Origin of the sequence: Loktanella atrilutea, from assembly GCF_900128995.1 — a bacterium.
Lineage (GTDB): Bacteria > Pseudomonadota > Alphaproteobacteria > Rhodobacterales > Rhodobacteraceae > Loktanella > Loktanella atrilutea.
On record NZ_FQUE01000001.1, the window covers coordinates 18,523 to 43,224 of the forward strand.

Below are 24,702 nucleotides of genomic sequence, written 5' to 3' on the forward strand. Positions count from 1 at the left end.
GTGCGCCTGTCTTCTGGTTCAAGGCGCAGCCTATGCCCCACATGGCACCTGTGCAATCGCGGCCCCGTCACAGGGGCTTGAACGGGCGGGTCTTTGCCCGCCCGCCGGCCTTACATATTGGGATAGTTCGGGCCGTCGCCGCCCTGTGGAACGGTCCATTCGATGTTCTGGCTGGGGTCCTTGATGTCGCAGGTCTTGCAGTGGACGCAGTTCTGGAAGTTGATCTGAAACTTCGTCTCTGCACCTTCGCCGACGAATTCGTAGACTCCCGCCGGGCAGTACCGGGCCGAGGGGCCGGCGTATTCCGGCAGATTGACCTTCACCGGAATTGACGGATCCTTCAGCTTCAGGTGCGAGGGCTGGCTTTCCTCGTGGTTGGTGAAGCTGAAGGCCACGTTGGTCAGCCGGTCGAAGGACAGCTTGCCGTCTGGCTTGGGGTAGGTGATGGGCTTGTGATGATCGGCGTGTTCCGTGGCGTCGGCATCGTTCGTGCCGTGACCCAGCGTGCCGAGGAACGAGAAGCCCAGCGTGTTGGTCCACATGTCGAGGCCGCCGACGGCGAGCGAGGTCGCAAGACCGTATTTCGACCAGAGCGGTTTCACGTTGCGGACCTTCTTGAGGTCCTTGCCGATCGGGCCGGATTTCACGGCCTTGTCGTAGTCGCTCAGCGTGTCGCCGGCGCGGCCCGCCGCGATCGCTGCATGGGCGGATTCGGCGGCGTGGATGCCCGACAGCATGGCGTTGTGGTTGCCCTTGATCCGCGGCACGTTCACCAGACCGGCAGAGCAGCCCAGCAGGGCGCCGCCCGGAAAGGCCATCTGGGGGATCGACTGGAAACCGCCCTCACTGATCGCGCGGGCGCCGTAGGCGACACGCTTGCCGCCTTCCAGCAGGTCGGCCACCATCGGATGATGCTTGAACCGCTGGAATTCCATGTAGGGGAAAAGGTAGGGATTCTTGTAGTTCAGGTGGACGACGAAGCCGACGTAGACCTGATTGTTGTCAAGGTGATAGATGAACGACCCGCCGCCGGCGTTCTTGCCCAGCGGCCAGCCCATCGTGTGGGTGACGGTGCCCGGCTTGTGCTTGGCCGGGTCGATCTCCCAGATCTCCTTCATGCCGAGGCCGTATTTCTGCGGCTCGGAGTCCTTGGCGAGTTTGTATTTTGCGATCACCTGCTTGGACAGCGATCCGCGCACGCCTTCGGACAGGAAGACGTATTTGCCCAGCAACTCCATCCCGGGTTCGTAGCCGGGGCCCTCGGTCCCGTCGGCGTTGCGGCCGAATTCGCCGGCGACGACACCGGCGACGCGGCCGTCGTCACCCCAGACGATCTCGGAACAGGACATGCCGGGGAAGATTTCGACACCCAGTCCTTCCGCCTGTTCGGCCATCCAGCGGCAGACGTTGCCCATCGAGACGATGTAGTTGCCGTGATTGTTCATCAGCGGCGGCATGGGGAAGTTCGGCACGCGGACCTTGCCCGCCTCGCCCAGGAGGTAGAAATTGTCCTCTTTCACCGGGACGGTGATGGGGGCGCCGCGGTCCTTCCAGTCGGGCATCAGCCGGTCGAGGCCGCATGTATCGAGAACGGCGCCGGACAGGATATGCGCGCCGACCTCCGACCCCTTTTCCAGCACGACGACGGACAGGTCGGCGTCCAGCTGTTTCAGACGGATCGCGGCCGACAGGCCGGCGGGGCCCGCGCCCACGATGACGACGTCGTATTCCATTGCTTCGCGTGCAGTCTCGGCCATGTCGGTCATCCCCTGATTAATCGCGCAATTCTGTTGCGCACCGGGTTACAGGACGGCGGCGGAGGGGGCAATCGCGACACCGCGTTAAACCGGGCAAAACCGCGCGAGGGGGTCTGGCGCGCCGGTCCGCGGGACGCAAGGTCGCAGTTTCCTGACCGGCCGCAGCAAATTGACCGAAAGTCAGCCGTCCCGGGGCCCCGCTCGCAATCGAGACTTGTGCTTGACTTTGCACCGCCCCCATACGCTATGAACGTTCGATTGATGCAACCCGCCGCCACAAGGGGCCACGCCCATGGAAAAGATCCCGCTGACCGCAGCCGGCTACAAGAAACTCGACGACGAGCTCAAGCACCTCAAGTCGGTGGAGCGTCCGGCGATCATCCGCGCCATTTCGGAGGCGCGCGAGCACGGCGATCTGTCGGAGAACGCCGAGTATCATTCCGCCAAGGAGAAGCAGTCCTTCATCGAGGGCCGCGTGAAGGAGCTGGAAGGCGTCCTGTCTCTGGCCGACGTGATCAATCCGGCCAAGATGTCCGGCGCCATCAAGTTTGGCGCGACGGTGCATCTGATCGACGAGGATACGGATGAGGAAAAGACCTATCAGATCGTCGGCGAATACGAGGCCGACATTGAGCAGGGCCGCCTGAACATGAAGTCCCCGCTGGCCCGCGCCCTGATCGGCAAGGAAGAGGGCGACAGCGTCGAGGTCCGCACGCCCGGCGGCGACAAGGCCTACGAGATCGCGAAGATCGAATTCAAGTAGCGGCGGGCGTGAAGGTGGCCGACCGCCAGCACAAACCGACCGTCGTGAACGATGCGGGCCTGTCCACGGTGGAACTGCTGGCCTTTGGGCTTGGCGGACTGTGGCTGGTCGCGGTCGGAATCTTTGCCCTGATGATGCCCGCGGCATCCGAAGGCGCGGGTGCTTTGCAGGGGCTGGTCCTGATGATGACCGTGGTCCTGCCGCTGGCGATGTGCTGGGTGGTGGCCACCGCGGCGCGCACGACTCGCGTGCTGCGCGCCGAATCCGCCCGCCTGCAGGCGGCGATCGATGCGCTGCGCGCGGCCTATGTGGCGGACCGCAAGAACAGCCCGGCGGCGCCGACCGTCGAGGCGCGGCTGAACGAGATCGCACAGACCGCCCGCAAGACGGAAACGGCGCTGGCGACCTTCACGACATCCCGGGATGCGACGTCGCAGCCCAAGCCGAAGCTGGCGATCACCGCGATCCGCGCGGCGACGCCGGACGAGCAGCCCCTGCTGGCACTTGGCACGCGCGAAGAGGACGCGGCACCGCCGCTGCCCAACGCCGACTTCATCCGGGCGCTCAATTTTCCTGACAACGACCGTGACAAGACAGGGTTCGACGCCCTGCGCCGCGCCCTGAAGGACCGCAAGGCACGGCAACTGGTGCAGGCGGCGCAGGACGTGCTGACGCTGTTGAGTCAGGATGGCATCTACATGGACGACCTGACACCGGATCGGGCGCGATCCGAGATCTGGCGCCGTTTCGCGCAGGGCGAGCGGGGACGGTCGATGGCGGCGCTGGGCGGCATCCGGGACCGCAGCTCTTTGGCGTTGTCGGCAGGGCGGATGCGCGAGGATACGATCTTTCGCGATGCGGCGCACCACTTCCTGCGCCTCTTCGACAAGACGCTGGTCAGCTTCGAGGCAGAGGCGACGGACGAGGAACTGGCCGCCTTTGCCGATACCCGGACGGCGCGCGCCTTCATGCTGCTGGGGCGCGTGACCGGGGCCTTCGACTGAACGTGCTGGCGATCTTTCTGCAGACGCTGCCGTTCTTCGCGATCATCGGACTGGGCTACGGGGCGGGGCGCACCGGCTTCTTTTCAGAGGCGGCAACGGCCAGCCTGACGAAGTTCGTCTTCTACTTTGCCCTGTCCGCCCTGCTGTTTCGCTTTTCCGCGAACCTGAGCCTGTCGGAGGTCTTCGACTGGAACTTCGTCCTGGCCTACCTCTGCGGGACGGGGGCGATCTATCTGCTGGCCACGGCGGTCGCGGTGGTCCGCCGCCTGTCCATCGCAGAGGCGGCGGTCGAGGCGCAGGTCGCGGTGATCGGCAACGTCGGCTTCCTTGGGATCCCTATGCTGACGCTGCTGCTGGGGCCCGATGCGATCGGGCCTAACATGATGGTGCTGTCGGTGGACCTGATCGTCTTTGGGTCGCTGATCGTGGTGCTGATCACCGGCAGCCGCGACGGGCGTGTCCATATCGGAGTCCTGAAGACCGTGGCGATGGGACTGCTGAGGAACCCGATGATCGTGTCGATCGTGCTCGGCCTGACGGTATCCGCGCTGGCGCTGCCGATCCCGAAGCCACTGAACGACTTCGTGGCGCTGCTGGGCGGGGCCGCGACGCCCGGCGCGCTTTTCGCCATCGGCGCGTCGCTTGCGTCGAAATCTGCGGAACGGCTGTCCGTCGCCGCATGGCTGTCGACGGCCAAGCTGGTGCTGCACCCGGCATCCGTCGCCGTCTTCGCGCTGCTGGTCTTCGACGTCGACCGCTATGCGGCGGGGGTGATGATCGCGGCGGCGTCCCTGCCGGTGGCGGGCAACGTCTATATGCTGGCGCAGCACTACCGGGTGGCGCCGCAGCGGGTGTCGGCGGCGATCCTCGTGTCGACGGCCTTCAGCATCCTGACCATCTCTGCGGTGATCGCACTGGTCGCGTCTGGGCCATAAGGCGGGGTTCACAGGCGCGTGGGACTGCGCTAGCCATGCGTCAACCCCAAACGGAGGAGACGCAGATGGACACGAAATCCGAAAACCGCAGCTTTGGCGGCACGCAGGGCGTCTATACGCATGCCAGCAAAACCACCGGCACCGACATGACCTTTGCGCTGTTCCTGCCGGAAGAAGCCGCGACCGGCCCGGTCCCGCTGCTGTGGTTCCTGTCCGGCCTGACCTGCACGCACGAGAATGCCATGACCAAGGCGGGCGCGCAGCAGTGGTGCGCAGCCCAAGGGCTGGGTCTGGTGTTCCCCGATACCTCGCCGCGCGGCGAGGATGTGGCGAATGACGAGGCCTACGACATGGGGCAGGGCGCCGGATTCTACATCGACGCGACGCAGGATCCGTGGTCGCCGCATTTCCGGATGGAAACCTATATCACCAAGGATCTGACCGACCTTCTGGCGGCGGAGTTTCCGCTGGACATGGACCGGCAGGCGATCACCGGCCATTCCATGGGCGGCCACGGCGCGCTGACGCTGGCGATGAAAAATCCGGGGCGGTTCCGCTCGGTCTCGGCCTTCTCTCCGATCTGTCATCCGACCGCGTCGGACTGGGGGCGCAAGCAGTTCACCGGCTATCTGGGCAAGGATGCGGACTGGACGGGGCATGACGCGACACTGTTGATGAAGGATCGCGGGTTCGAAGGGCCGGTCCTGGTAGATCAAGGGACGGACGATCAGTTCTATGACCTGCTGAACACCGGCGATTTCGCCGCCGCCTGTGCCGCGCGCCGTCAGGATGCGACGGTGCGGCTGCACAAGGGGTACGACCACAGCTACTTCTTCATCTCGACCTTCATGGAAGAGCATGTCGATTTCCACGCGCAGGCGCTTTACGCGTGAGGTTACGCCGATGATCTACGTCGATGCGGACGCCTGCCCGGTGAAGGCAGAGGTCGAACGTGTGGCCACCCGTCACAAGGTGAAGACCTTCGTCGTGTCGAACGGCGGCATCCGGCCCTCGCCCAATCCACTCATCGAGACCATCGTCGTGCCGGACGGACCCGACGTGGCGGACATGTGGATCGCCGACCGGGCGACGCGGGGCGATATCGTCATCACCGGCGATATCCCCCTTGCCGCCCGCTGCGTCGAGAACGGTGCGCAGGTGCTCAAGCACAACGGCGAGGCGTTGACGCCCGCCAATATCGGCAACATCCTCGCCACCCGCGACCTGATGGCCGACATGCGCGCCGCCGATCCGTTCCGTCAGGGCGGCGGGCGGCCGTTTTCAAAGGCGGACCGGTCCCGCTTTCTCGACGCCCTCGAACGCGCGCTGCGCGCAGCCAAAGGATAGACCATGCCCGTCACCCCGACCGTCAAGGCCGTCGTCTTCGACATCGGCAACGTGCTGATCGAATGGCAGCCGGAACGCTTCTACGACGCCCGCGTCGGAGAGGCGCGGCGGCGCGAGATGTTCGCGGCCCTCGATCTTCACGGCATGAACGACGGGGTGGACCGGGGCGATCACTTCCGTGATGCGGTGACGGCTTTCGCCGCCGCCCATCCGGACTGGAACGCCGAGATCATGATGTGGCACGACAACTGGGCCGACATGGCCAGCCCTGCCATCGACCATTCCGTCCGGCTGCTGCAGGCCCTGCGGGCCGAGGGCGTCCCCTGTTTCGCCTTATCCAATTTCGGCATCCAGACCTTTCAGATTGCCGAAGAACGCTATCCCTTCCTGCAGGACTTCGACCGGCGCTACATTTCCGGCCACATGGGCGTGATCAAGCCGGACGCGCAGATCTTCGCCATGCTGGAGGATGACTGCGGCGTGGCCCCCGGCGCGCTGCTGTTCACCGACGACCGCATCGACAACATCCGTGCCGCGGAACGGCGCGGTTGGCAGACCCATCTGTTCGACGGTCCGCGCGCCTTTGCCGGGCGCCTGATCGCCGAAGGATTGCTGGCACCGGAGCAGGCCGCATGACCCAGACCATTCCCTTTGCTGCCGAACGTCACCTCGACTGGCTGGCGCTGACCGATGCGCTGGCCGCAGGGCACGACCTGCCGGCGGCGAAGGTGGAGGATGTGTTCCTTTACCAAGGCGACAACACGCTGCTGAACCGCTCGGCGTGGATCGCAGGGCTGGGGCTGCTGGTGAAGGCCGCGACGGTCTTTCCGGGTAATCCCGCGCGGGGCAAGCCAATGGTCGGCGGCGCCGTGAACCTGATGTCCGACGACGACGGCAGCTTGCGCGCGATCCTCGATTTCGCGCTGGTGACGAAGTGGAAGACGGCGGGCGACAGCCTGCTGGCGGCACGGCGACTGGCGCGGCCAGACAGCCGCAACATCCTGATCGTGGGGGCGGGGACTGTCGGGCGCAGCCTGTTGGCGGCCTACGGCGCCGCGTTTCCGCAGGCGCAGTTCACGGTCTGGAACCGTTCGCCCAAGGGGGCTGCGGATTTCGCCGCGGACCATCCCGGGGTGACGATTGCGAAGGATCTGGAAGCCGCCGTGCGTGCCGCGGACATCGTGACCTCTGCCACCATGTCGACGGACCCGATCATCAAGGGCGACTGGCTGCAGCCCGGCCAGCATATCGACCTGATCGGCGCCTACCGGCCCGACATGCGCGAGGCCGATGACACGGCCATCGCCCGCGCCCGCGTCTTCGTCGACAACCGCCACACGACGATGGAGCATATCGGCGAGCTGAAGACCCCGCTGGCCGCCGGCGTCATCGCGCCGGAGCACGTGACCGCTGACTACTACGACCTGCCGTTATTCCAGCGCCATGACCCCGACGAAATCACCCTGTTCAAGAACGGTGGAGGCGCGCATCTGGACCTGATGACCGCCGATTACATCCTGAGGGCCGTCGCGGATGCCGCCGACTGACACGATGATGACAGACGGACCTGCGGGCGCATGATCGGGGCGCTGGTCCTTGCGGCTCTGGCGGGCGTCGCCTTCGTGCCGATCGTCCTAGAGGCGCGGCGTCATCCGGTCGGCGCCGCCGATCGCGCCGCCGCCCCCGGCGCCTGCGTGGGGTTGTCGCAGGGACAGACCTATGTCCGCTGGCACGGGCCGGTGCGGGGGCCGGTGATCGTGGCGATCCATGGGTTGACCACGCCTTCGCCCGTCTTCGATGCGCTTGCGGGATGTCTGGGGCAGCTGGGCTATCGGGTTCTGACCTACGATCTGTACGGGCGCGGACTGTCGGACCATGTGCGGGGACCGCAGAACGCGGCCTTCTTCCTGCGGCAGCTCGACGATCTGCTTACCCACGAGGGGCTGGGCGAGGACGTGATCCTGATGGGCTATTCCATGGGCGGCGCCATCGCCGCCGCCTTTGCCGCCGCACAGCCGCACAGGGTAGCGCGCGTGATCCTGCTGGCCCCCGCCGGCATGGCACTGAAAGAGACCCGGTTCTGGCACTTTGCCCGTCGTGTGCCGGTCCTTGGCGACTGGCTGGTCGGCACCTTCGGCGCCCGCCTGCTGGCGGCAGAGGCGGCGGGCGACACGTCCGTGAACCGGGTACAGCGCGCGCAATTGGCGCGGCGGGGCTATCTGGCGGCGGTGCTGTCCAGCCGCAGGCATTTCCTGTCGGTCAGCCAGCAGCCCGCGCATCGTTTTCTGGGGCGCGAGGACGTGCCGGTGACGGCGATCTGGGGCGGTCAGGACCCGGTGATTCCCCTGCAGGCGCTGGGCCTGCTGGCGCAGTGGAACCGCAATGCGGTGCAGGATGTGGTGCCGGATGCCGATCACAGCCTGCCGTGGCGCCACGCAAAGGACGTGACAAAGATCCTCCGCGATCTGCGCTGACTTCAGGCCAGTGCCGCCCCGACGGGTCGCGCCTCCTTGATCGGCAGATGGACGATGGCGCTGAATGCGCCGACGCCGATGCCGATCCACCAGACGGCGGTATAGCTGCCGAAAGCGTCATAGAGCCGCCCGCCAAGCCAGACCCCCATGAAGCTGCCCAACTGGTGCGAGAAGAAGACGATGCCGTAAAGCGTCCCCATGTAGCGCAGCCCGTACAGATGCGCGACGAGGCCGGAGGTCAGCGGCACGGTCGCCAACCACAGGCTGCCCATGGCAAGGCTGAAGAGGATCACCGTGGCCGGTGTCACCGGCGTCAGGATGAAGGCCGCGGCGACCAGCGTCCGCCCGGTGTAGATGCCCGCCAGCAGATACTTGCGCGGGAATCGCTTGCCCGCCCAGCCCGCAAGTAGGGTGCCGGCGATGTTGGCCAGCCCGATCAGGGAAATCGCGATGGCCCCCAGCGCGCTGGTCGTGCTGATCCCAAGCCCCGACAGGATGCCGCCCGCCATGACCGGGGCGCACATCTCCGTCACGAAGGCGGGGAAGTGGGCGGTGATGAAGCCAAGCTGGTAGCCGCAGGAAAAGAAGCCGACGAAGATCAACGTGAAGGACGGATCGCGCAGCGCTCTGTTCAGGATGGTGCCCATGCTTTCTTCCAGCACATTGCGCGACACCGGCGCGGGGCTGCGCATCATCGGCAGTACGGAGAGGGACGCGAGTATGAGCGCAGCGAAGACGAGGAAGACGCTTTGCCATGTCATCAGCGTCAGCAGCCATTCCGCCAGCGGCGCACCGAAGACCTGCCCGGCGGACCCGGCGGCGGTGGCGACCGCCAGCGCCATCGACCGGTTGTCGTCGGAGGCCGCGCGGCCCACGACGGCCAGGATCACGCCAAAGCCGGTGCCCGCCACACCGAAACCCACCAGCACCTCTGTCAGCTGGGCGGCCAGCGGTGTCGTGGCCCCCGCCGACAGCACGAGACCGATGGCATAGCAGAGCGCGCCCAGCACGATGGCCTTGCGGTCGCCCAGCTTCTCGGCGATCGCGCCGAAGAACGGCTGCCCGAAGCCCCAGGCGAGGTTCTGAATCGCGATGGCAAGGCTGAACTCGGCCCGCGGCCAGTTGAATTCCTCGGCAATCGGAATCTGGAAGACACCGAAGGAGGCACGGATCGCGAAGCCGGTCATGATAATGACGCAGCCTGCGATGAGGACGGGGTTCAGAAGGGGGCTGCGCTGTTCCATGGCGCAGATTGACTGCGGCGCTCGCGAATTGTCAATTCCGCGCGCACCGCCTAAGTCAGTCCCATGATGACCGTGACCCAAGCCTACGATGCCGCCGTGACCGATGGTCGCCTGACCCGTGATCCGGCGCAGGAGGGCGTGCTGCCCGAACTCGACCGGATACAGGCGGCACTGGCGGAGCCGGTGCGGAAGAGCCTGTTCCGCAAGGCCCCGCCACCGCCCAAGGGGCTTTACATGTGGGGCGGCGTGGGGCGCGGCAAGTCGATGCTGATGGACCTTGCCTATGCGCAGATGGACGTTCCGAAGAAGCGCCAGCATTTCCATGCCTTCATGCAGTGGGTCCACGCCGAGATCGGCGAGGCGCGCAAGACCGGTGTCGACGATGCGATCAGGCCGGTGGCGGCGAAACTGACCGCCGACATCCGCCTGCTGGCCTTCGACGAGATGCAGATCAGCGACATCACCGACGCGATGATCGTGGGCCGCCTGTTCGAGGCGCTGTTTGCCGCCGGTGTCACGGTCATCACCACCTCGAACCGGCCGCCGGTTGATCTGTACAAGGACGGGCTGAACCGCGACATCTTCCTGCCGTTCATCGCGCTGCTGAAGGACCGGATGGTCGTGCACGAGCTGGCGGCGGCACAGGACTATCGTCAGGGTCGTCTGGCCGGGGCCGAAAGCTATTTCACCCCCGTGAATGCCGACAGCCGCGCCCGGATCGCCGCGATCTGGCAGGACATCAGCCATGGCGAAAGCGAGCCGCTGACGCTGCGGATCAAGGGGCGAGACGTGGTGCTGCCCCAGTTCCACAACGGCGTGGCGCGGGCGTCGTTTTACGACCTCTGCGGCAAGCCCCTCGGGGCGGCCGACTATCTGGCGCTGGCCGATGCGGTGCGGGTGCTGATCCTCGAGGACGTTCCCTCGCTCGGTCGCGACAATTTCAACGAGGCAAAACGGTTCGTGACGCTGATCGACGCGCTTTACGAAGCGCGTGTGCGGCTGATCTGCAGCGCCGCCGCCGACCCCGAGTACCTGTATCGCGAGGGCGAGGGATCCTTCGAATTTGCCCGCACGGCAAGCCGTCTGCGCGAGATGCAGGCGGACGGGTGGGGGTCTGCCTGACACGTCGGCTGCGGTCGGTAACCTTTATGCGATTAGCCGTTCCGATTGATGCGGCAGCCAAAGAGTCAACGTGAATCTGTGGCTAAATAACAAAAAAGCAGGCTGAGTGCCTGCTTTTTTGCCCTGCCTCACCGCCCGAAGGGTGCGACGGTTGCCCCGTCTGTCTTCCCTTTGCTGCAGTAACCATAATGTGAGCGGTGATTCGGCGTCAATACCCTGATTCGCGAATCGGGATTTAACTCGTCGGAATGGTGACGGCGCAGTCGGGTGTGACCGGATCGGTCGTGGCCTTCAGCGGGGTGTCGGGGGGGATGCTGCTGGTATGGACGTAGGTGCCGTTCACACAGATGTCCTGCGCATAGTTGCCGGAGTTGAAACCGAAGCCGGGGCTGCCGCAGTTCTGCACATTGCCGTCGGCATTCCAGCCCTGCGAGTGAGGTCCGTCGAAACTGCCGCCGGTCAGGAAGGTCATGGTGGCCGGATCGAACCGCAGGTGCCAGGTATCGCCCTCCGCGACGCGGCTGTTGTCCCAGGTGCCCAGCAGACGACCGTCCCGATAGCCGGAGATCTTGAAGCGTGTGACGTCGGCCTCTGTCAGCAGGTGCCGTTTCATCTTTGCGTCCGGGATCTGCATCCGGCCGGTCATGGTGTAGCCCTGCGAGCCGACCCAGCAGAAGTTAAGTGTGGCGGCAGCGGTAGGGAGAGGGGCCATGGCGGCGAGAACTGCAAAAAAGCGCAACATCTTGAAAATCCGGAATGTGAAATGACGACAGATTACCATGCCGCAAACCGGCACCGCATGTATTTTCTTAACGAAACGTTAACAGTGTGACCGTTGTGCCGGTTCCGTTCAGACCGGCCCGCCGGTGCCGTTCAGACGCAGGATGTGGCCCGCCAGATACAGCGAACCGCAGATCAGCACGCGGACGGGGCCACGGGCCGACAGGTCGCGCAGCGCCGTCTCGACATCAGGTGCGGTCACGGCGGGCAGGCCGAGGTCGGTCGCGTATCTTGCCGTGTCTGCCGCGGGGATCGTCGCCGCCTCGCCGGGGATCGAGACGGCAGTCAGGCTGTCGGCGACCGCCGCGAGGGGGGACAGATAGCCCGCGATATCCTTCGTGTTCAGCATGCCGCAGACCAGATGCGTCGGTCGCGGCGGCAGGGCGGCCAGCGTCGCGGCCAGAACGACGCCCGCCGCGGGATTGTGGCCGCCGTCGAGCCAGAGTTCCGCCGGACGGGCCAAGTCGACGAGCGCGCCGGAGGTCAGCCGCTGCATCCGGGCGGGCCAGGTCACGCGGGTCAATGCGGCTGTGCAGGCGTCCTCGTCGGTTGCTGACGCGCCCTCCTCGGGTGCCAGATGGCGTAGCGCCGCGATCGCCATCCCGGCGTTGCCGATCTGGTGCGGGCCGGGCAGGGCGGGCAGGGGCAGATCGAGGAGGCCATATTCGTCCTGATAGATCAGGCGATCCCTTTCGGTCGTGACGTGCCAGTGCTGGCCGTGAACCAGAAGCGGCGCCCCGACGCGGGCGGCCCGCGCCTCGATCACGGCGAGGCTTTCATCGTGCTGCGGGCCGACGATGCATGTGACGCCGCGCTTGAGGATGCCCGCCTTCTCGCCCGCGATCAGCGCCAGCGTATCGCCAAGGTAGCCTTGATGGTCGAGGTCGACCGGCGTGATGATGGTGAGCGCGGGCTTTGCCACGACGTTCGTCGCATCCAGCCGCCCGCCGAGACCGACCTCCAGCAGGGTATAGTCCGCCGGCGTCTCGGCAAAGGCGAGCAGGGCCGCGACGGTCGTGATCTCGAAATAGGTGATCGGGTCGGGGCCGTTGGCGGTATGGACACGGTCGAGCAGGGTGGTCAGCGCCTCTTCGGTGATCAGGTGACCGGCGAGGCGGATGCGCTCGTGGAACCGGGCGAGGTGCGGCGAGGTATAGGCGTGGACGGTCCTGCCGCGCGCTTCCAGCCCCGCGCGGATCATCGCCTGCGTGCTGCCCTTGCCATTGGTGCCTGCGATATGGATGACGGGCGGCAGGCGGTCCTGCGGATCGTCAAGGCGATGCAGCAGGCGCCAGACCCGGTCCAGCGTCAGGTCGATGACCTTGGGATGCAGGGACATCATCCGCGCGAGGATGACGTCGGAGGCGGGCGTCACGGTTGGACCGGAACGGTGGCCTTGTCCTCCAGCGCGTGGCTGTTGATCTGCGGCGGCGGCAGATCACCCCGGACCGCGGGCGGCAGCTTGCCGAGGATGCGGACGATGGTGATGAGTTCGTCCTTGAGGTCGGTGCGCTTGGTGACGCGGTCCAGCATGCCGTGATCCAGCAGGTATTCGGCGCGCTGAAACCCTTCGGGCAGCTTTTCCCCGATCGTCTGCTCGATCACGCGGGCGCCGGCGAAACCGATCAGCGCATTGGGTTCGGCGATCTGCACGTCGCCCAGCATGGCATAGGAGGCGGTGACGCCGCCCGTGGTGGGGTGGGTCAGCACGACGATATAGGGCAGTCCCGCCTCTTTCAGCATCTGCACGGCGATGGTGGTGCGCGGCATCTGCATCAGGCCGAGGATCCCTTCCTGCATCCGCGCGCCGCCGGCGGCGGAGAACAGGACCAGTGGGCGCCCGGTCTCGACCGCGCGTTCGGCGGCGGCGACGATGGCGTTGCCGACATACATCGACATCGACCCGCCCATGAAGCTGAAGTCCTGCACCGCGGCGACGATGGGCGTGCGCCCGATCTCGCCCTCTGCGACCAGCATGGCATCGCGTTCGCCGGTCTTCTTGCGGGCTTCCTTCAGCCGGTCGGTGTATTTCTTCTGGTCGCGGAACTGCAGCGGGTCGGCGACGGGTTCCGGCACCTTGACGTCGGTGTAGATGCCGCCGTCGAACAGCGCGGTCAGCCGGTCGCGGGCGGTGATCGGCATGTGGTGGCCGCAGTTGGTGCAGACGTTCAGGTTGTCGGCCAGTTCGCGGTGAAACAGCATGGTGCCGCACTCGGGGCACTTGGTCCACAGGTTGTCAGGCACTTCGCGCCGCGAAAACAAAGAGTTGATCGTCGGACGGACGTAGTTGGTGATCCAGTTCATCGCGGCATACCTATCAGCTTTACCGCCCCGAAATAGGCCGTCGCGTCCTCGAATGCAATCAGACCCTGATGGCGACCCGTGCGGCCAGCCACATCACCAGCACGCCCATCCCCGAATAGGCCAGATCGAGGAGCGTGGCGGAGGTCGCCAGCCCTTCCAGCCCGGCGGTATCGATCGCCTCGGCGCCCTGCGGCAGTAGGAACAACGCCAGGCCGAAGCCGGGGGTGCCGATGAAGCCCAGCACGAGGGCAGCGAAGAGGTTGTTGCCCAGATGAAGGCCGATCGCGGCGCCGAGGTTGCCGGTGCGGGCAGTCAGATCGGCGCAGGCGGCGCCCAGCATCGTGGCCCAGACCGCCCAGAGCACGCCTTCGGCCAGACCGTCGCCGTTCAGCAGGTGGCTGGTGCCGAAGTAGACCGAGGGCAGCAGCATCCAGACGCGCCGCTTCAGGCTGAACGCGGCGAGTTGCTGGGTCAGGTAGCCGCGAAAGTAGATCTCCTCTGTCGCGACCTGCAGCAGGATCGCAAGCGCGGCGGGGATCAGCCAGACGAACCAGCGGCCGAGCGGGGCGAGGATCAGGTCGGACAGGTCCGGCGCCAGATCGAAGGGCTGCTGCACCAGCAGGACGAGGCAGACCGCGACCAGCACCCGGCCGAGGTCCCGCAGCAGCGGGCGCAGCGGGCCGGTCATGCTGCCGGGCCCACGGTTGTGCAGCAGGGCGACCAGCACCAATAGGGCGGCGAGGTCGAGGCCGAAGCCCGCGTAGTTCAGCACCTCCAGCACCTGGTCCGGCCATGACCAATCCACGAAGGGGTCGAGGATAAAGGGAGTGGTCGCGAAGGCGACCTCGAACCCTAGAATGACGAGGGCTGTCCGCCAGAGGCCGGGCAGGGCGAGCGCGGGGCGGCGGAACGCGCGCAGGGCGCTGTAGGGGACGGGCAGGGGCATGGCGCAGGTGTGGCGCAGGCGGTGCGGCTGCGCAATGTCCGAACGCGCGATGCGCCTCTGCATTGCGTCTTGTGTCGCGGCAAGGTGCAAATTAGACCAAGGGCAACTTCAGAAGGACCGATCCCATGGCCACGAACCGCTTCGACAAATCCCGTCTGCCCAGCCGCCACGTTACCGAAGGGCCCGCCCGCGCGCCGCACCGGTCGTATTACTATGCTATGGGTCTGACCGAGGACGAGATCGCGCAGCCCTTCGTCGGCGTCGCCACCTGCTGGAACGAGGCCGCGCCCTGCAACATCGCGCTGAACTGGCAGGCGCAATCGGTCAAGGACGGGGTAAAGGAAGCGCACGGCACCCCGCGCGAATTCACCACGATCACCGTCACCGACGGCATCGCCATGGGGCACGAGGGGATGCGGTCGTCGCTGGCGTCGCGCGAGGCGATTGCGGATTCGGTCGAGCTGACAATGCGCGGCCACGGCTATGATGCGCTGGTCGGCCTTGCGGGCTGCGACAAGTCGCTGCCGGGCATGATGATGGCAATGATCCGGCTGAACGTGCCTTCGGTCTTCATGTATGGCGGATCGATCCTGCCGGGCAAGGTGCCTGCCGGCGCCGACGTGCCCGCCGATTTCGCCAGCCGCGACCTGACCGTGCAGGACATGTTCGAGGCGGTGGGCCGCTATCAGAACGGCGAGATGACCGACGAACAGCTTGCGATCCTCGAACGCGTCGCCTGCCCGTCCGAGGGCGCCTGCGGCGGCCAGTTCACCGCCAACACCATGGCCTGCGTAAGCGAGGCGATCGGTCTGGCGCTTCTGAACTCCTCCGGCATGCCCGCGCCGTTCAAGGACCGCGCGCAATACGGCACGGCGTCGGGCAAGGCGGTCATGCACCTGATCGAGCAGAACATCCGCGCCCGCGACATCGTCACGCGCAAGTCGCTAGAGAACGCCGCGCGCGTCGTGGCCTGCACCGGCGGGTCCACCAACGCCGGTCTGCACCTGCCGGCCATGGCACACGAGGCCGGGATCGACTTCGACCTCTGGGACGTCTGCGAGATTTTCAAGGACACGCCCTACTTCGTCGACATGAAGCCCGGCGGGCAGGCTGTCGCCAAGGACCTTTACGACGCCGGCGGCATTCCCGTCGTGATGAAGGAACTGCGCAAGGCGGGTCTGATGCACGAGGATTGCATCACCGCATCCGGCTACAGCATCGGCGAGGAGATCGACAAGATCACCCGCGACCCCGACGGCAAGACGATCCACTTCATCGACAACCCGATCACCAAGACGGGCGGCGTCGTCGGCCTGCGCGGCAACGTGGCCCCCGACGGGGCCATCGTGAAGGTCGCCGGCATGACCGAGGACCAGCAGGTCTTTACCGGCCCCGCGCGCGTCTACGAGAACGAGGAGGAGGCCTTTGCCTCGGTCAAGGCGCGCACCTACAAGGAAGGCGAGGTCCTGGTGATCCGCAATGAAGGCCCCGCCGGCGGCCCCGGCATGCGCGAGATGCTGGCGACGACCGCCGCCCTGTCGGGGCAGGGCATGGGCAAGAAAGTGGCCCTCATCACCGACGGCCGCTTCTCGGGCGCGACCCGCGGCTTCTGCGTGGGGCACGTCGGGCCGGAGGCCGCCCACGGTGGCCCGATCGCCCTGCTGGAGGATGGCGACATGATCACGATCAACGCCCTGACGGGAGAGCTGTCCGCAGACATCTCCGACGAGGAGATGGACGCCCGCCGCGCCGCATGGTCAGGCCCGAAGGAGACGGTCTATGCGTCCGGCGCACTGTGGAAATACGCGCAGCTTGTCGGCGGTGCGCGCAAGGGAGCGGTGACGCACCCCGGAGCCAAGCACGAAAAGCATATCTACATGGATCTGTGAGGATCGTGCGAGCGCGCCTGCCTGCGGCACTGGGTCTGATCGCGGCACTGGCGGCGTGCGAGCCGGTTTCCCTCACTGCGCCGGGTACGCCTTCGGTGCGTCTGGTTGGCAACGTCCTCGTCGGCGGTCCCAAGGGATACTGCGTCGATCCGGTGGTGACACGGCCGCGGCAGGGCTTTGCCCTGCTGGCCGCCTGTGCCGCGATGACCGCCGACGAGACGGACACCTATCCCGATGACATTGCCTTGATCACCGTGACCGTGGGCGACGTGGACAGCGCCGTCGTCGCGGGGCAGGAAGAGGACTTCAAGACATTCCTCGAAACGCCGCAAGGCGCGGCGCTGCTGTCGGCCTCTGCCATCGGTGGGCCGGTCGCGGTGCGGCGGACGCAGACGGACACGAACGCCGTCGCGGTCTATACAGAGGATGTCGGCCCGCCGGGGGTGGAGGGCACGCAGACGCAGGCCTGGCGGCTGTTCACGGACATGCGGGGCCGCCTCGTCACGATCTCCGTCCGGGGGCTGTCGGAGGATCCGCTGTCGCAGTCCGCGTCACGCGGGCTTTTGATGCAGATGCTGGCAATCCTGCGGCAGGCCAACGGCAACGCCGCCGGCTGACAGGCGGCGGGTATTTTCTTTGCCTTTGCAATTTGCCAGACAGGCTGCTGACGACGAACGGAATGGGACCGGCCGGGATGGGACGCAAGACCGAGGGTGTGATGAACGCGCTGCTGCACGCCCGCGTCCTGCGGCGCTGGACCCGTGCCGCGCGCAAGGCAGGCGCCGCGGAATTGCAGGTGCTGCGGGTGCAGCGCCAGCAGGCGCGTGAACTGTCCGCCCGGCTAAACGAACTGATCTACCTTGCGGACGGGCGGCTGGCGATGCCGCGCATCGGATCGAAGGCCTTCGCCCGGCCTGCCGGGACACTGTGGTCCTGGCGCCCGCAGCTGTGGCGCGGCCCGCTGCCGCAGAAAGGCATGACCGCCGTCGCCGCCAGAACGACCCTCGGCGACGAGGTGACGCTGTTCCACGATTGCAAGGTCAGCGAACTGACCCTGCGCCAGTTGCGCAACACGCGCGAAGAGGATCTGGCCCCCTTCGGCCTGCGACTCGACGTCTTCCGCTTCGACGGATCGTTCCTTTCACTGGCCCTCGACATGCCGCCAGAGGCGGTAGAGGGCATGACCCGCCGCCAGATCCTGCGTGTCTCTGCCGTGCTGGAGATCGAGAAGCCGTTGGAGATCTTCGCGCGGCTGAATATCAACCACGGCCCGAATACAGAGCAGATGGTGCAGGAATTGCCCCGCAACCGGGGCGAGGCCATCGTGGAATTCGACCTCGCCTATTGCGACCTGAACGAGAAGCGGATCGAGAAGGCCTGGCTCGACCTGATCTTCGAGGGGCCGGAGATGAACCAGATTACCCTGCGCGACGTCACGGTCTGCCGTTACCCGCGCGCCGAGCTGTAAAAGGGGACGCGATGTCCGACCTGAAACTGACCAAGACGCGGATGATCGCCGGGATATGGCATGGTATCCTGACCGGCGTCACGGGCGACACGCCCCCGGCCCTGACCCTGTCCCACAAGGCAGAGGTGCTGCCGACCGGTCCCACCGTGCTGCCGCGTGACGACGACCGGTGGTCGGTCGAGGTTGCGGTGCCGATGGACCGTCTGGCCGACGGCGTGCAGACCTTCGTCATCGCCGAGGCCGCGACCGGAGCGATCCTCGCCAGCTTCGCCTTCCTTGCCGGCGAGGGTCTGGCCGAAGACATCCGCGCAGAGGTTGATCTGCTGCGCGACGAACTCGACATGCTCAAGCGCGCGTTCCGTCGCCACTGCGTGGAGACGATGGAGGACGAGTGACGCCGCGTCGGTGATGACGCTGGCCCGCCGCCGGGGCATCCTGCCGCGCAGGAGGGCCACGCCATGACCGATTATCCGCACCTGCTCGCGCCGCTCGACCTCGGTTTCACCACGCTGAAGAACCGCGTGCTGATGGGGTCGATGCACACCGGGCTGGAGGAGACCCGCGACTGGAACCGCGTCGCCGAGTTCTACGCCACCCGCGCACGCGGCGGGGTCGGCCTGATGGTGACGGGGGGCATGGCGCCGAACGCCGAAGGCGGCGTATTTCCGGGGGCGGCGGGGCTTTTCACGGATCAGGACATCGCCAATCACCGAATCGTGACCGACCGCGTGCATGATTCAGGCGGCAAGATCGCCATGCAGATCCTGCACGCCGGCCGTTATGCCTATTCGCCCAAATGCGTCGCACCCTCTGCCATCAAGTCCCCGATCTCGCCTTTCCCCCCTCTGGAACTGGACCCGTCGGGGATCGAAAAGCAGATCAGCGACATCGTCACCGCCGCCGTCCGCGCCCGCGCGGCGGGCTACGACGGGGTCGAGATCATGGGGTCGGAAGGCTATTTCCTGAACCAGTTCCTCGTGACCCACACCAACAGGCGCACCGACGGTTGGGGCGGCAGCTACGAGAACCGCATGCGCCTGCCGGTCGAGGTCGTGCGCCGCGCCCGCGCCGCCGTCGGCACGGATTTCATCATCATCTACCGGCTGTCGATGATCGACCTGGTCCCCGACGGCTCCACCTTTGACGAAGTGGTGCTCCTTGCAAAAGCAATCGAGTCCGCAGGCGCTACGATCCTGAATACCGGCATCGGTTGGCACGAGGCGCGGATCCCGACCATCGCCACCTCCGTCCCCCGGGCGGCCTTTGCCTGGGTCACGCAAAAACTGATGGGGCAGGTGGGCATACCGATCATCACCTCCAACCGCATCAACACGCCCCAGGTCGCAGAGGAGGTGCTGGCGCAAGGCTGCGCCGACATGGTCAGCATGGCGCGCCCCTTCCTTGCCGATCCCGATTTCGTGGCCAAGGCCGCGCGGGGACGGGCGGACACCATCGCCCCCTGCATCGCCTGCAATCAGGCCTGCCTCGATCACACCTTCGGTGGCAAATTGTCGTCCTGCCTGGTCAATCCCCGCGCCTGTCACGAAACGGTGCTGACCCTGCCGCCCGTCGCCGTGGCACGGACCGTCGCCGTGGTCGGCGCGGGGCCTGCCGGGCTGGCCACTGCACTGGCTGCCGCCCGGCGGGGCGACCACGTCACGCTGTTCGACGCTGCCGACGATATCGGTGGACAGCTGAACATGGCGCGACAGGTTCCGGGCAAGGAGGAGTTCCACGGCCTCGTCGAGTGGTATCGCACCAGCGTTGCGGAGGCGGGCATCACGTTGCGGCTGAACACTGTGGCGACCGTATCCGACCTGACCGGCTTCGATCACGTCGTCATCGCGACCGGCGTGCGCCCCCGCGACCCCATGATCCCCGGGCAAGACGGGCCGAACGTGGTCAGCTACATCGACGTGCTGCGTGGCAAGGTGCCGGTGGGCGACCGCGTCGCGATCATCGGGGCCGGTGGCATCGGGTTCGACGTGGCCGAATACCTTGTCACGACGGACAGCCCGACAGTCGACCTGCCGGCCTGGATGACCGAATGGGGCGTGACGGACCCGGCCGCGCGGCGCGGCGGTCTCGATCCCGCCGGGCCGCGCCCCGCCGCCCCCGCGCGACAGGTCACCCTGTTGCAGCGCAAGGCATCGAAACCGGGCAAGGGGCTTGGCAAGACGACCGGCTGGATCCACCGCGCGGCCCTGCAGATGAAGTCCGTGCAAATGATCGCCGGTGTCACCTACGAGCGGATCGACGACGCAGGGCTGCACATCTCCTTCGGGCCCGAGCGGGAGCGACCGACCCTCATTCCCGCCGACACCATCGTCCTCTGCGCCGGGCAGGAGCCGGAGCGGACGCTCCTCGATGCGCTGACGGCGGCGGGAATCGCGGCGCATGTCATCGGCGGCGCGGACGTCGCGGCAGAACTCGATGCCAAACGCGCCATCGACCAGGGAACCAGGCTGGCAGCCGCGCTTTGAACGGATGACCGGCGATCCTGCCAACCCCTTGACTGCACGGTGATTTGGCCGCTGGAAACAGCACCGCCGACCGGGGTCGGTCGTTTCGCAAACCGGACCATTCGCGCCAAAACCGCGGTATTGTCAGGCCCCTGTCCCAATCCTGCCCTGATTGGCTGTCACCACCGCCGCAACAGTTATCAGTGCGTTAGGACAGTGGCATGGATCGCCTTACGGAAATGGAAGCCTTTGCCACGGTGGTGGATCAGGGCGGGTTTACCGATGCCGCCCGCAAGATGGGAATCTCGAAATCCGCCGTTTCCAAGCATGTGTCATCGCTCGAGGCGCGTCTGGGCGCACGCCTGCTGAACCGCACCACCCGCCGCGTCTCGCCGACCGAGATCGGGCTGGCCTATTACGACCGCGCGCGCCGCGTGCTGAACGACGCGGGCGAGGCGGATGCGCTGGTGACATCGATGCAATCCGCGCCCTCGGGCCTGCTGCGCATTTCCGTCGCGACCGACTTCGGAGTGAACCACCTGTCGCCGGTGCTGGGGGATTTCCTGTCCGAATTCCCCGATATCACCGTCAACATGGTGCTGAACAACCGCTACGTGGAACTGATCTCCGAAGGCTTCGACATGGCCGTCCGGATCGGAGAGCTGGAGGACAGCACCCTGCGCGCCCGTAAGCTGACCGACACCACACGTCGGATGATCGCGTCACCCGGCTACTTCGCGAAACATGGTCGGCCCGAGAAGATCGACGACCTGAACGACCACAAGCTGCTGCATTATTCCAATGCCGCCAATTCCGCCGTGTGGAAGCTGACTGCCCCTTCGGGCGAAAAGCGTCAGGTCCGCACCGCGGGCTGGCTGACGGTGAACGACGGCCAGTCGCTGCTGAATGCCTGCATCGGCGGACTCGGCATCGCCTATCTGCCCAGCTTTCTTTACGGTGAGGCCATGTCGAAGGGTCTGGTCGAGGAGGCGATCCCCGACCTGCCTGCCGACACGCAGGGCATCTATGCGGTGTATCCGCCGGGCCGGTTCACCCAGCCCAAGGTGCGTGCCTTCATCGACTTCCTTGTCCACGCGTTTGCGGAAAAAGGCCCCGACGCCTGGTAGGCCCGACGGACCTGCCCGACGTCGCTCCTTCTTCTCGTCCCAAATACCTCGGGGGGCCGGGGGGCTGGCCGCCCGGCGGATCGACGGGCCCCAGGCCCGGCGATACCCGACGACCACGCGGCTTTACTCGATCGGGCCGGTCACGACCGCCTCGACCCGCCGGTTGGCCGCGCGCCCGTCCTCATTCAGATTGCTCGCGACGGGCGCCAAGTAGCCCATCCCCGCCGCCGTCAACCGCCTGCGATCGACGCCGTGCTTTGTCACAAGCCTGTCGATCACCGCCGCCGCCCGCCGGCGAGAGATCGCGATGTTGCCCTCCAGTCCGCCCTGGCTGTCCGTGTGGCCGACGATGCTGACCTGCACGACGGGATTGGCCGCCATGTAGTCCGCCAGATGCTGCAGAACCGGCATTTCGTCTTCACCCAAGGTCACGTCGCCGGTCTGGAAGGTGACGCCGTCCAGCACCACATGACCGGCGCCGTCCAGCGCCTGCGCCAGATCGCCGGCAGCCACGGGGCCGCGCGCGCGCGCGGGCGGATCGTCGGCGGCGGTCAGCGCGGGGACCGATGGCGCGTCGGCGGGGACAACGCGGATGATCTGTACGAAGCCCGCCTGCGGCGTGCGGCTGACCAGCAGGCTGACCGCCCGTGTGCCGGCGCCGGACCCGCGTGTCGCGGACAGGAACCGGAAATCCGACAGGTCGATCTGCAGCGTGGGCGGGGGCACGACCTTCGTGCCGAAGCGGAAATCGAAACCGCCGCAATCCTGGGTGTCGCATTCGAAGATGATCTCATACCCCGCCTGCCGCAGCTGATCGCGCAGGGGACGCAGCAGTTGCAGGCTGGCAAGGTCGGTGGCCGCCACGCGCCAGACCTGCGTGGTCATCGCGCCTTCGACCCGTGTGGCGGGGATCGCGCCGTCGGACCAGGGCCCCGTCGGCAGGTCGTAGCTGTCCAGCGGCACGCTGACGTCGCTGTCCAGCGTCGCATTGCCGGGCAGGGTCAGCACCTGTGCCGCCAGCGCGCCGGGCCAGACCAACCACAGGGCCAGCCCTCGGATCATCGCGCCTGGGCGTGATATTCAGGATTGGGGCGCATGTCGGTGGCAGAGGCGACGCGATTCGTCATGTTGAAGAAGGCAGCGACGCCGGCGATGTCCCAGATGTCGCGGTCGGTAAACCCCGCGTCCCGCAGCGCTTGCCGGTCGGCCTCCACGATCCGGGCACTGTCCATCGTCAATTTTTCGGCAAAGGAGAGCATCGCGGTCTGGCGGGCGTCCAGATCGGCGGCGCGCCAGTTCATCGCCATCATCTCTCCCAGCGCCGGATCGCCCGACAGCTGCCGCACGGCGGCGCCGTGGGCGGTCAGGCAGTAGAAGCACTTGTTGATCGACGAGACGACGACGGCGATCATCTCGCGCTCCAGCTTGCTCAGGCCCGAATCCGCCAGCATCAGGTCGTTGTAGAGGCCGGTAAAGGCGTCGAGCTTGGCGATGTCGAAGGCATAGGCACGCAGCACGTTGGGCACCATCCCCAGCTTGTCCTGACAGACGTCGAAATACTTCTGCGTCGCGGGCGGCAGGGGATCGACCTGCGGCAGGTCGAGGGCGGTGGGCTGGTCGGTCATGGCCTGTTCCTTTGCAAGATGCGGTAGTGGTAGCGACCGACCTCGGTCAGGCCGAGGTCGGCGTAGAGGGCATTGGCCCCGGCATTGGCTTCGGTCACCAGCAAGCTGAACGTCGTGGCACCCTGTCGCTGCGCCCAATGAGCCGCGGCGCGGGTCAGCCATCGTGCCAGCCCCTTGCGGCGGTGGTGCGTCGCGACCTCCAGCCCGTGCAGCATCGCCGTGCCGTCGTGGATCGCGACGAAAAGGGTGCCGGCGGGGCGGTCGTCGATCCGTCCGAACAGTGTGGTCTTTGGCCCCTGCACTCGGTCCATGATCGCAAGCCGCGCCGGACCGATGCCGCCCTCGGCCCAGATGTCGCGCTGGGCCGCCAGCGGCGGCCAGACGGTGAATGCGGTGACGGGGGGCAGCGGCGCGGTCGTCAGATGGGCGACCGGACAGGCCCTGATGATCGTCGGATCGCGCATGACGTAACCCGCATCGGCCAGCATCCGGTCCAGCGCGCCTTCTACGTCCCGGATCATGAAAAGCGGATCCTGCCCCAGATCGCGCATCGCTGCAGCGGCTTTGTCCGGATCATCTGGCGTAACAGCGGCGCGAGCCGTCGCGGCGCTGACGCGATTGCCGCCGCCGGCCCCGGTGCGGATCGTCCAGGGCCCCAGCGACTGGCAAGCGGCAGCGGGCCACGTGGCGTCGATCACGGCGGCCCAGTCGGTCATGCGGGAAACAGCGCCCGAAGCTGCGCCATCGCGTCCGAGACGCGGGCGGCCTCCATGCCGCGGATCACGATGTTGGTGCCGTAGATGCCGTCCTTCTGGAACGGGTAGGACCCGATACTCAGGTCCGGATGGTCCCGCGCAATGCGTGACAGGGGCTCCGCCACGTCGCCCTCGCCGCGCATGATGCTCCATGTCTCCGACAGCAGCGGCGCGCCATGGGCGAGCTTGCTGACGACCGAGGCGACCATCGCCTCGAAGACCGCGGGCACGCCGGCCATGACGTTGACGTTGCCAAGGGTAAAGCCCGGCGCCGTGCTGACCGGGTTGTCGATCAGCGCAGCCCCTTCGGGGATGCGGGCCATGCGCAGCCGCGCCTCGTTCAGGGTGGTGCCGCTGCGGTCGTAGTGGGCTTGCAGCAAAGCGCGGGCGTCGTCGCGCACGCCGACGCTGACGCCGAAGGCCGCGCCGATGGCGTCCGCGGTGATGTCGTCGTGGGTCGGCCCGATGCCGCCAGAGGTGAAGACATGATCGTAAGCCGCAGACAGCGCCTGCACCGCCGCCACGATTGCGGTCTGGTCGTCGCTGACGACACGCGCCTCTTTCAGGTCGATGCCCGCTGCGGTCAGCACCTTGGCAAGGTGGTTCATGTTGGAATCGCGGGTCCGTCCGGAAAGGATCTCGTCACCGATGACCAGCATCGCGGCGGTGGGGTTTGGCATTGGCTTCTCCTGTGCGTCGG

Annotated in this window: 25 protein-coding genes; 15 read left to right on the forward strand and 10 right to left on the reverse strand. The window is 66.6% G+C overall.

Going from position 1 to position 24,702, the window contains the following annotated elements; all coding sequences use genetic code 11:
- Positions 1 to 110 precede the first annotated feature (110 nt).
- Positions 111 to 1,757, reverse strand: coding sequence for an electron transfer flavoprotein-ubiquinone oxidoreductase (locus tag BUA54_RS00120; protein WP_072856063.1), 1,647 nt, complete (start codon positions 1,755 to 1,757; stop codon positions 111 to 113).
- A gap of 292 nt (positions 1,758 to 2,049) precedes the next feature.
- Between BUA54_RS00120 and greA the strand changes: the two genes are divergently transcribed.
- The 8 genes from greA to BUA54_RS00160 all read left to right on the forward strand — a co-directional run bounded on the left by greA (position 2,050) and on the right by BUA54_RS00160 (position 8,280).
- A complete protein-coding gene (gene greA / locus BUA54_RS00125) occupies positions 2,050 to 2,520 on the forward strand; it encodes a transcription elongation factor GreA (protein ID WP_072855194.1) in 471 nt (156 codons plus the stop codon).
- A 14-nt stretch (positions 2,521 to 2,534) separates the two neighbouring features.
- On the forward strand, positions 2,535 to 3,524 hold the full coding sequence (locus BUA54_RS00130) for a hypothetical protein (protein WP_245810562.1): 990 nt from the start codon (positions 2,535 to 2,537) through the stop codon (positions 3,522 to 3,524).
- 2 nt (positions 3,525 to 3,526) lie between these two features.
- Complete coding sequence (locus BUA54_RS00135; protein ID WP_072855195.1) at positions 3,527 to 4,459, forward strand: AEC family transporter; 933 nt, start codon at positions 3,527 to 3,529, stop codon at positions 4,457 to 4,459.
- A 65-nt stretch (positions 4,460 to 4,524) separates the two neighbouring features.
- Entirely contained in the window at positions 4,525 to 5,352 is an 828-nt protein-coding gene (gene fghA, locus BUA54_RS00140) for an S-formylglutathione hydrolase (protein ID WP_072855196.1), read from the forward strand.
- A 10-nt stretch (positions 5,353 to 5,362) separates the two neighbouring features.
- A complete protein-coding gene (locus BUA54_RS00145; protein ID WP_072855197.1) occupies positions 5,363 to 5,806 on the forward strand; it encodes a YaiI/YqxD family protein in 444 nt (147 codons plus the stop codon).
- A 3-nt stretch (positions 5,807 to 5,809) separates the two neighbouring features.
- Complete coding sequence (locus tag BUA54_RS00150) at positions 5,810 to 6,442, forward strand: HAD family hydrolase (protein WP_072855198.1); 633 nt, start codon at positions 5,810 to 5,812, stop codon at positions 6,440 to 6,442.
- Positions 6,439 to 7,353, forward strand: a complete 915-nt coding sequence (locus BUA54_RS00155) for an ornithine cyclodeaminase family protein (RefSeq protein WP_072855199.1) — start codon at positions 6,439 to 6,441, stop codon at positions 7,351 to 7,353. The genes BUA54_RS00150 and BUA54_RS00155 overlap by 4 nt, the downstream gene beginning before the upstream one ends.
- Before the next feature lie 30 nt (positions 7,354 to 7,383).
- The gene (locus BUA54_RS00160; protein WP_072855200.1) at positions 7,384 to 8,280 is read left to right on the forward strand and encodes an alpha/beta fold hydrolase; all 897 of its coding nucleotides are present in this window, start codon (positions 7,384 to 7,386) and stop codon (positions 8,278 to 8,280) included.
- A 2-nt stretch (positions 8,281 to 8,282) separates the two neighbouring features.
- On the opposite strand, the gene BUA54_RS00165 is transcribed toward BUA54_RS00160, so the two are convergent.
- Positions 8,283 to 9,524, reverse strand: coding sequence for an MFS transporter (locus BUA54_RS00165; RefSeq protein ID WP_072855201.1), 1,242 nt, complete (start codon positions 9,522 to 9,524; stop codon positions 8,283 to 8,285).
- Positions 9,525 to 9,587: 63 nt separating this feature from the next.
- On the opposite strand from BUA54_RS00165, the gene zapE reads away from it, so the two are divergent.
- Positions 9,588 to 10,646 (forward strand): cell division protein ZapE, encoded by a 1,059-nt coding sequence (gene zapE / locus BUA54_RS00170; RefSeq protein WP_072855202.1) that lies wholly within the window; start codon positions 9,588 to 9,590, stop codon positions 10,644 to 10,646.
- Positions 10,647 to 10,881: 235 nt separating this feature from the next.
- Here the strand turns inward: zapE and BUA54_RS00175 are convergent, their stop codons facing one another.
- The 4 genes from BUA54_RS00175 to BUA54_RS00190 form a co-directional block, all read right to left on the reverse strand.
- Positions 10,882 to 11,388 (reverse strand): hypothetical protein, encoded by a 507-nt coding sequence (locus tag BUA54_RS00175; protein ID WP_072855203.1) that lies wholly within the window; start codon positions 11,386 to 11,388, stop codon positions 10,882 to 10,884.
- Positions 11,389 to 11,496: 108 nt separating this feature from the next.
- Complete coding sequence (locus BUA54_RS00180; RefSeq protein ID WP_143155337.1) at positions 11,497 to 12,768, reverse strand: bifunctional folylpolyglutamate synthase/dihydrofolate synthase; 1,272 nt, start codon at positions 12,766 to 12,768, stop codon at positions 11,497 to 11,499.
- 29 nt (positions 12,769 to 12,797) lie between these two features.
- A complete protein-coding gene (accD, locus tag BUA54_RS00185; protein ID WP_072855205.1) occupies positions 12,798 to 13,730 on the reverse strand; it encodes an acetyl-CoA carboxylase, carboxyltransferase subunit beta in 933 nt (310 codons plus the stop codon).
- Between the two features lie 58 nt (positions 13,731 to 13,788).
- Positions 13,789 to 14,739, reverse strand: a complete 951-nt coding sequence (locus BUA54_RS00190; RefSeq protein ID WP_084113970.1) for a CPBP family intramembrane glutamic endopeptidase — start codon at positions 14,737 to 14,739, stop codon at positions 13,789 to 13,791.
- Positions 14,740 to 14,801: 62 nt separating this feature from the next.
- Between BUA54_RS00190 and ilvD the strand changes: the two genes are divergently transcribed.
- The 6 genes from ilvD (at position 14,802) to BUA54_RS00220 (ending at position 21,622) form a co-directional block, all read left to right on the forward strand.
- Positions 14,802 to 16,565, forward strand: a complete 1,764-nt coding sequence (gene ilvD, locus BUA54_RS00195) for a dihydroxy-acid dehydratase (protein WP_072855206.1) — start codon at positions 14,802 to 14,804, stop codon at positions 16,563 to 16,565.
- 5 nt (positions 16,566 to 16,570) lie between these two features.
- A complete protein-coding gene (locus BUA54_RS00200) occupies positions 16,571 to 17,182 on the forward strand; it encodes a dihydroxy-acid dehydratase (RefSeq protein ID WP_143155312.1) in 612 nt (203 codons plus the stop codon).
- Between the two features lie 77 nt (positions 17,183 to 17,259).
- Positions 17,260 to 18,033, forward strand: coding sequence for a DUF6478 family protein (locus BUA54_RS00205; RefSeq protein ID WP_072855207.1), 774 nt, complete (start codon positions 17,260 to 17,262; stop codon positions 18,031 to 18,033).
- Between the two features lie 11 nt (positions 18,034 to 18,044).
- Positions 18,045 to 18,428 carry a hypothetical protein gene (locus BUA54_RS00210; RefSeq protein WP_072855208.1) on the forward strand — a complete coding sequence of 128 codons (384 nt, stop codon included), beginning with the start codon at positions 18,045 to 18,047 and terminating at the stop codon, positions 18,426 to 18,428.
- A gap of 63 nt (positions 18,429 to 18,491) precedes the next feature.
- Positions 18,492 to 20,516 (forward strand): NADPH-dependent 2,4-dienoyl-CoA reductase, encoded by a 2,025-nt coding sequence (locus BUA54_RS00215; protein ID WP_072855209.1) that lies wholly within the window; start codon positions 18,492 to 18,494, stop codon positions 20,514 to 20,516.
- Positions 20,517 to 20,716: 200 nt separating this feature from the next.
- Positions 20,717 to 21,622 carry a LysR family transcriptional regulator gene (locus tag BUA54_RS00220; protein ID WP_072855210.1) on the forward strand — a complete coding sequence of 302 codons (906 nt, stop codon included), beginning with the start codon at positions 20,717 to 20,719 and terminating at the stop codon, positions 21,620 to 21,622.
- Between the two features lie 123 nt (positions 21,623 to 21,745).
- Here the strand turns inward: BUA54_RS00220 and BUA54_RS00225 are convergent, their stop codons facing one another.
- From BUA54_RS00225 to BUA54_RS00240, 4 genes are read right to left on the reverse strand one after another with little or no spacing between them, the layout of a single operon-like run.
- The gene (locus tag BUA54_RS00225) at positions 21,746 to 22,684 is read right to left on the reverse strand and encodes an OmpA family protein (RefSeq protein ID WP_072855211.1); all 939 of its coding nucleotides are present in this window, start codon (positions 22,682 to 22,684) and stop codon (positions 21,746 to 21,748) included.
- A complete protein-coding gene (locus BUA54_RS00230) occupies positions 22,681 to 23,247 on the reverse strand; it encodes a peroxidase-related enzyme (protein WP_072855212.1) in 567 nt (188 codons plus the stop codon). The genes BUA54_RS00225 and BUA54_RS00230 overlap by 4 nt, the downstream gene beginning before the upstream one ends.
- Positions 23,244 to 23,963: a GNAT family N-acetyltransferase gene (locus BUA54_RS00235; RefSeq protein WP_072855213.1), complete on the reverse strand. Its 720-nt coding sequence runs from the start codon at positions 23,961 to 23,963 to the stop codon at positions 23,244 to 23,246. The genes BUA54_RS00230 and BUA54_RS00235 overlap by 4 nt, the downstream gene beginning before the upstream one ends.
- On the reverse strand, positions 23,960 to 24,682 hold the full coding sequence (locus BUA54_RS00240; protein WP_072855214.1) for a competence/damage-inducible protein A: 723 nt from the start codon (positions 24,680 to 24,682) through the stop codon (positions 23,960 to 23,962). Before BUA54_RS00240 ends, BUA54_RS00235 begins: the two co-directional genes overlap by 4 nt.
- Between the last annotated feature and the right edge of the window lie 20 nt (positions 24,683 to 24,702).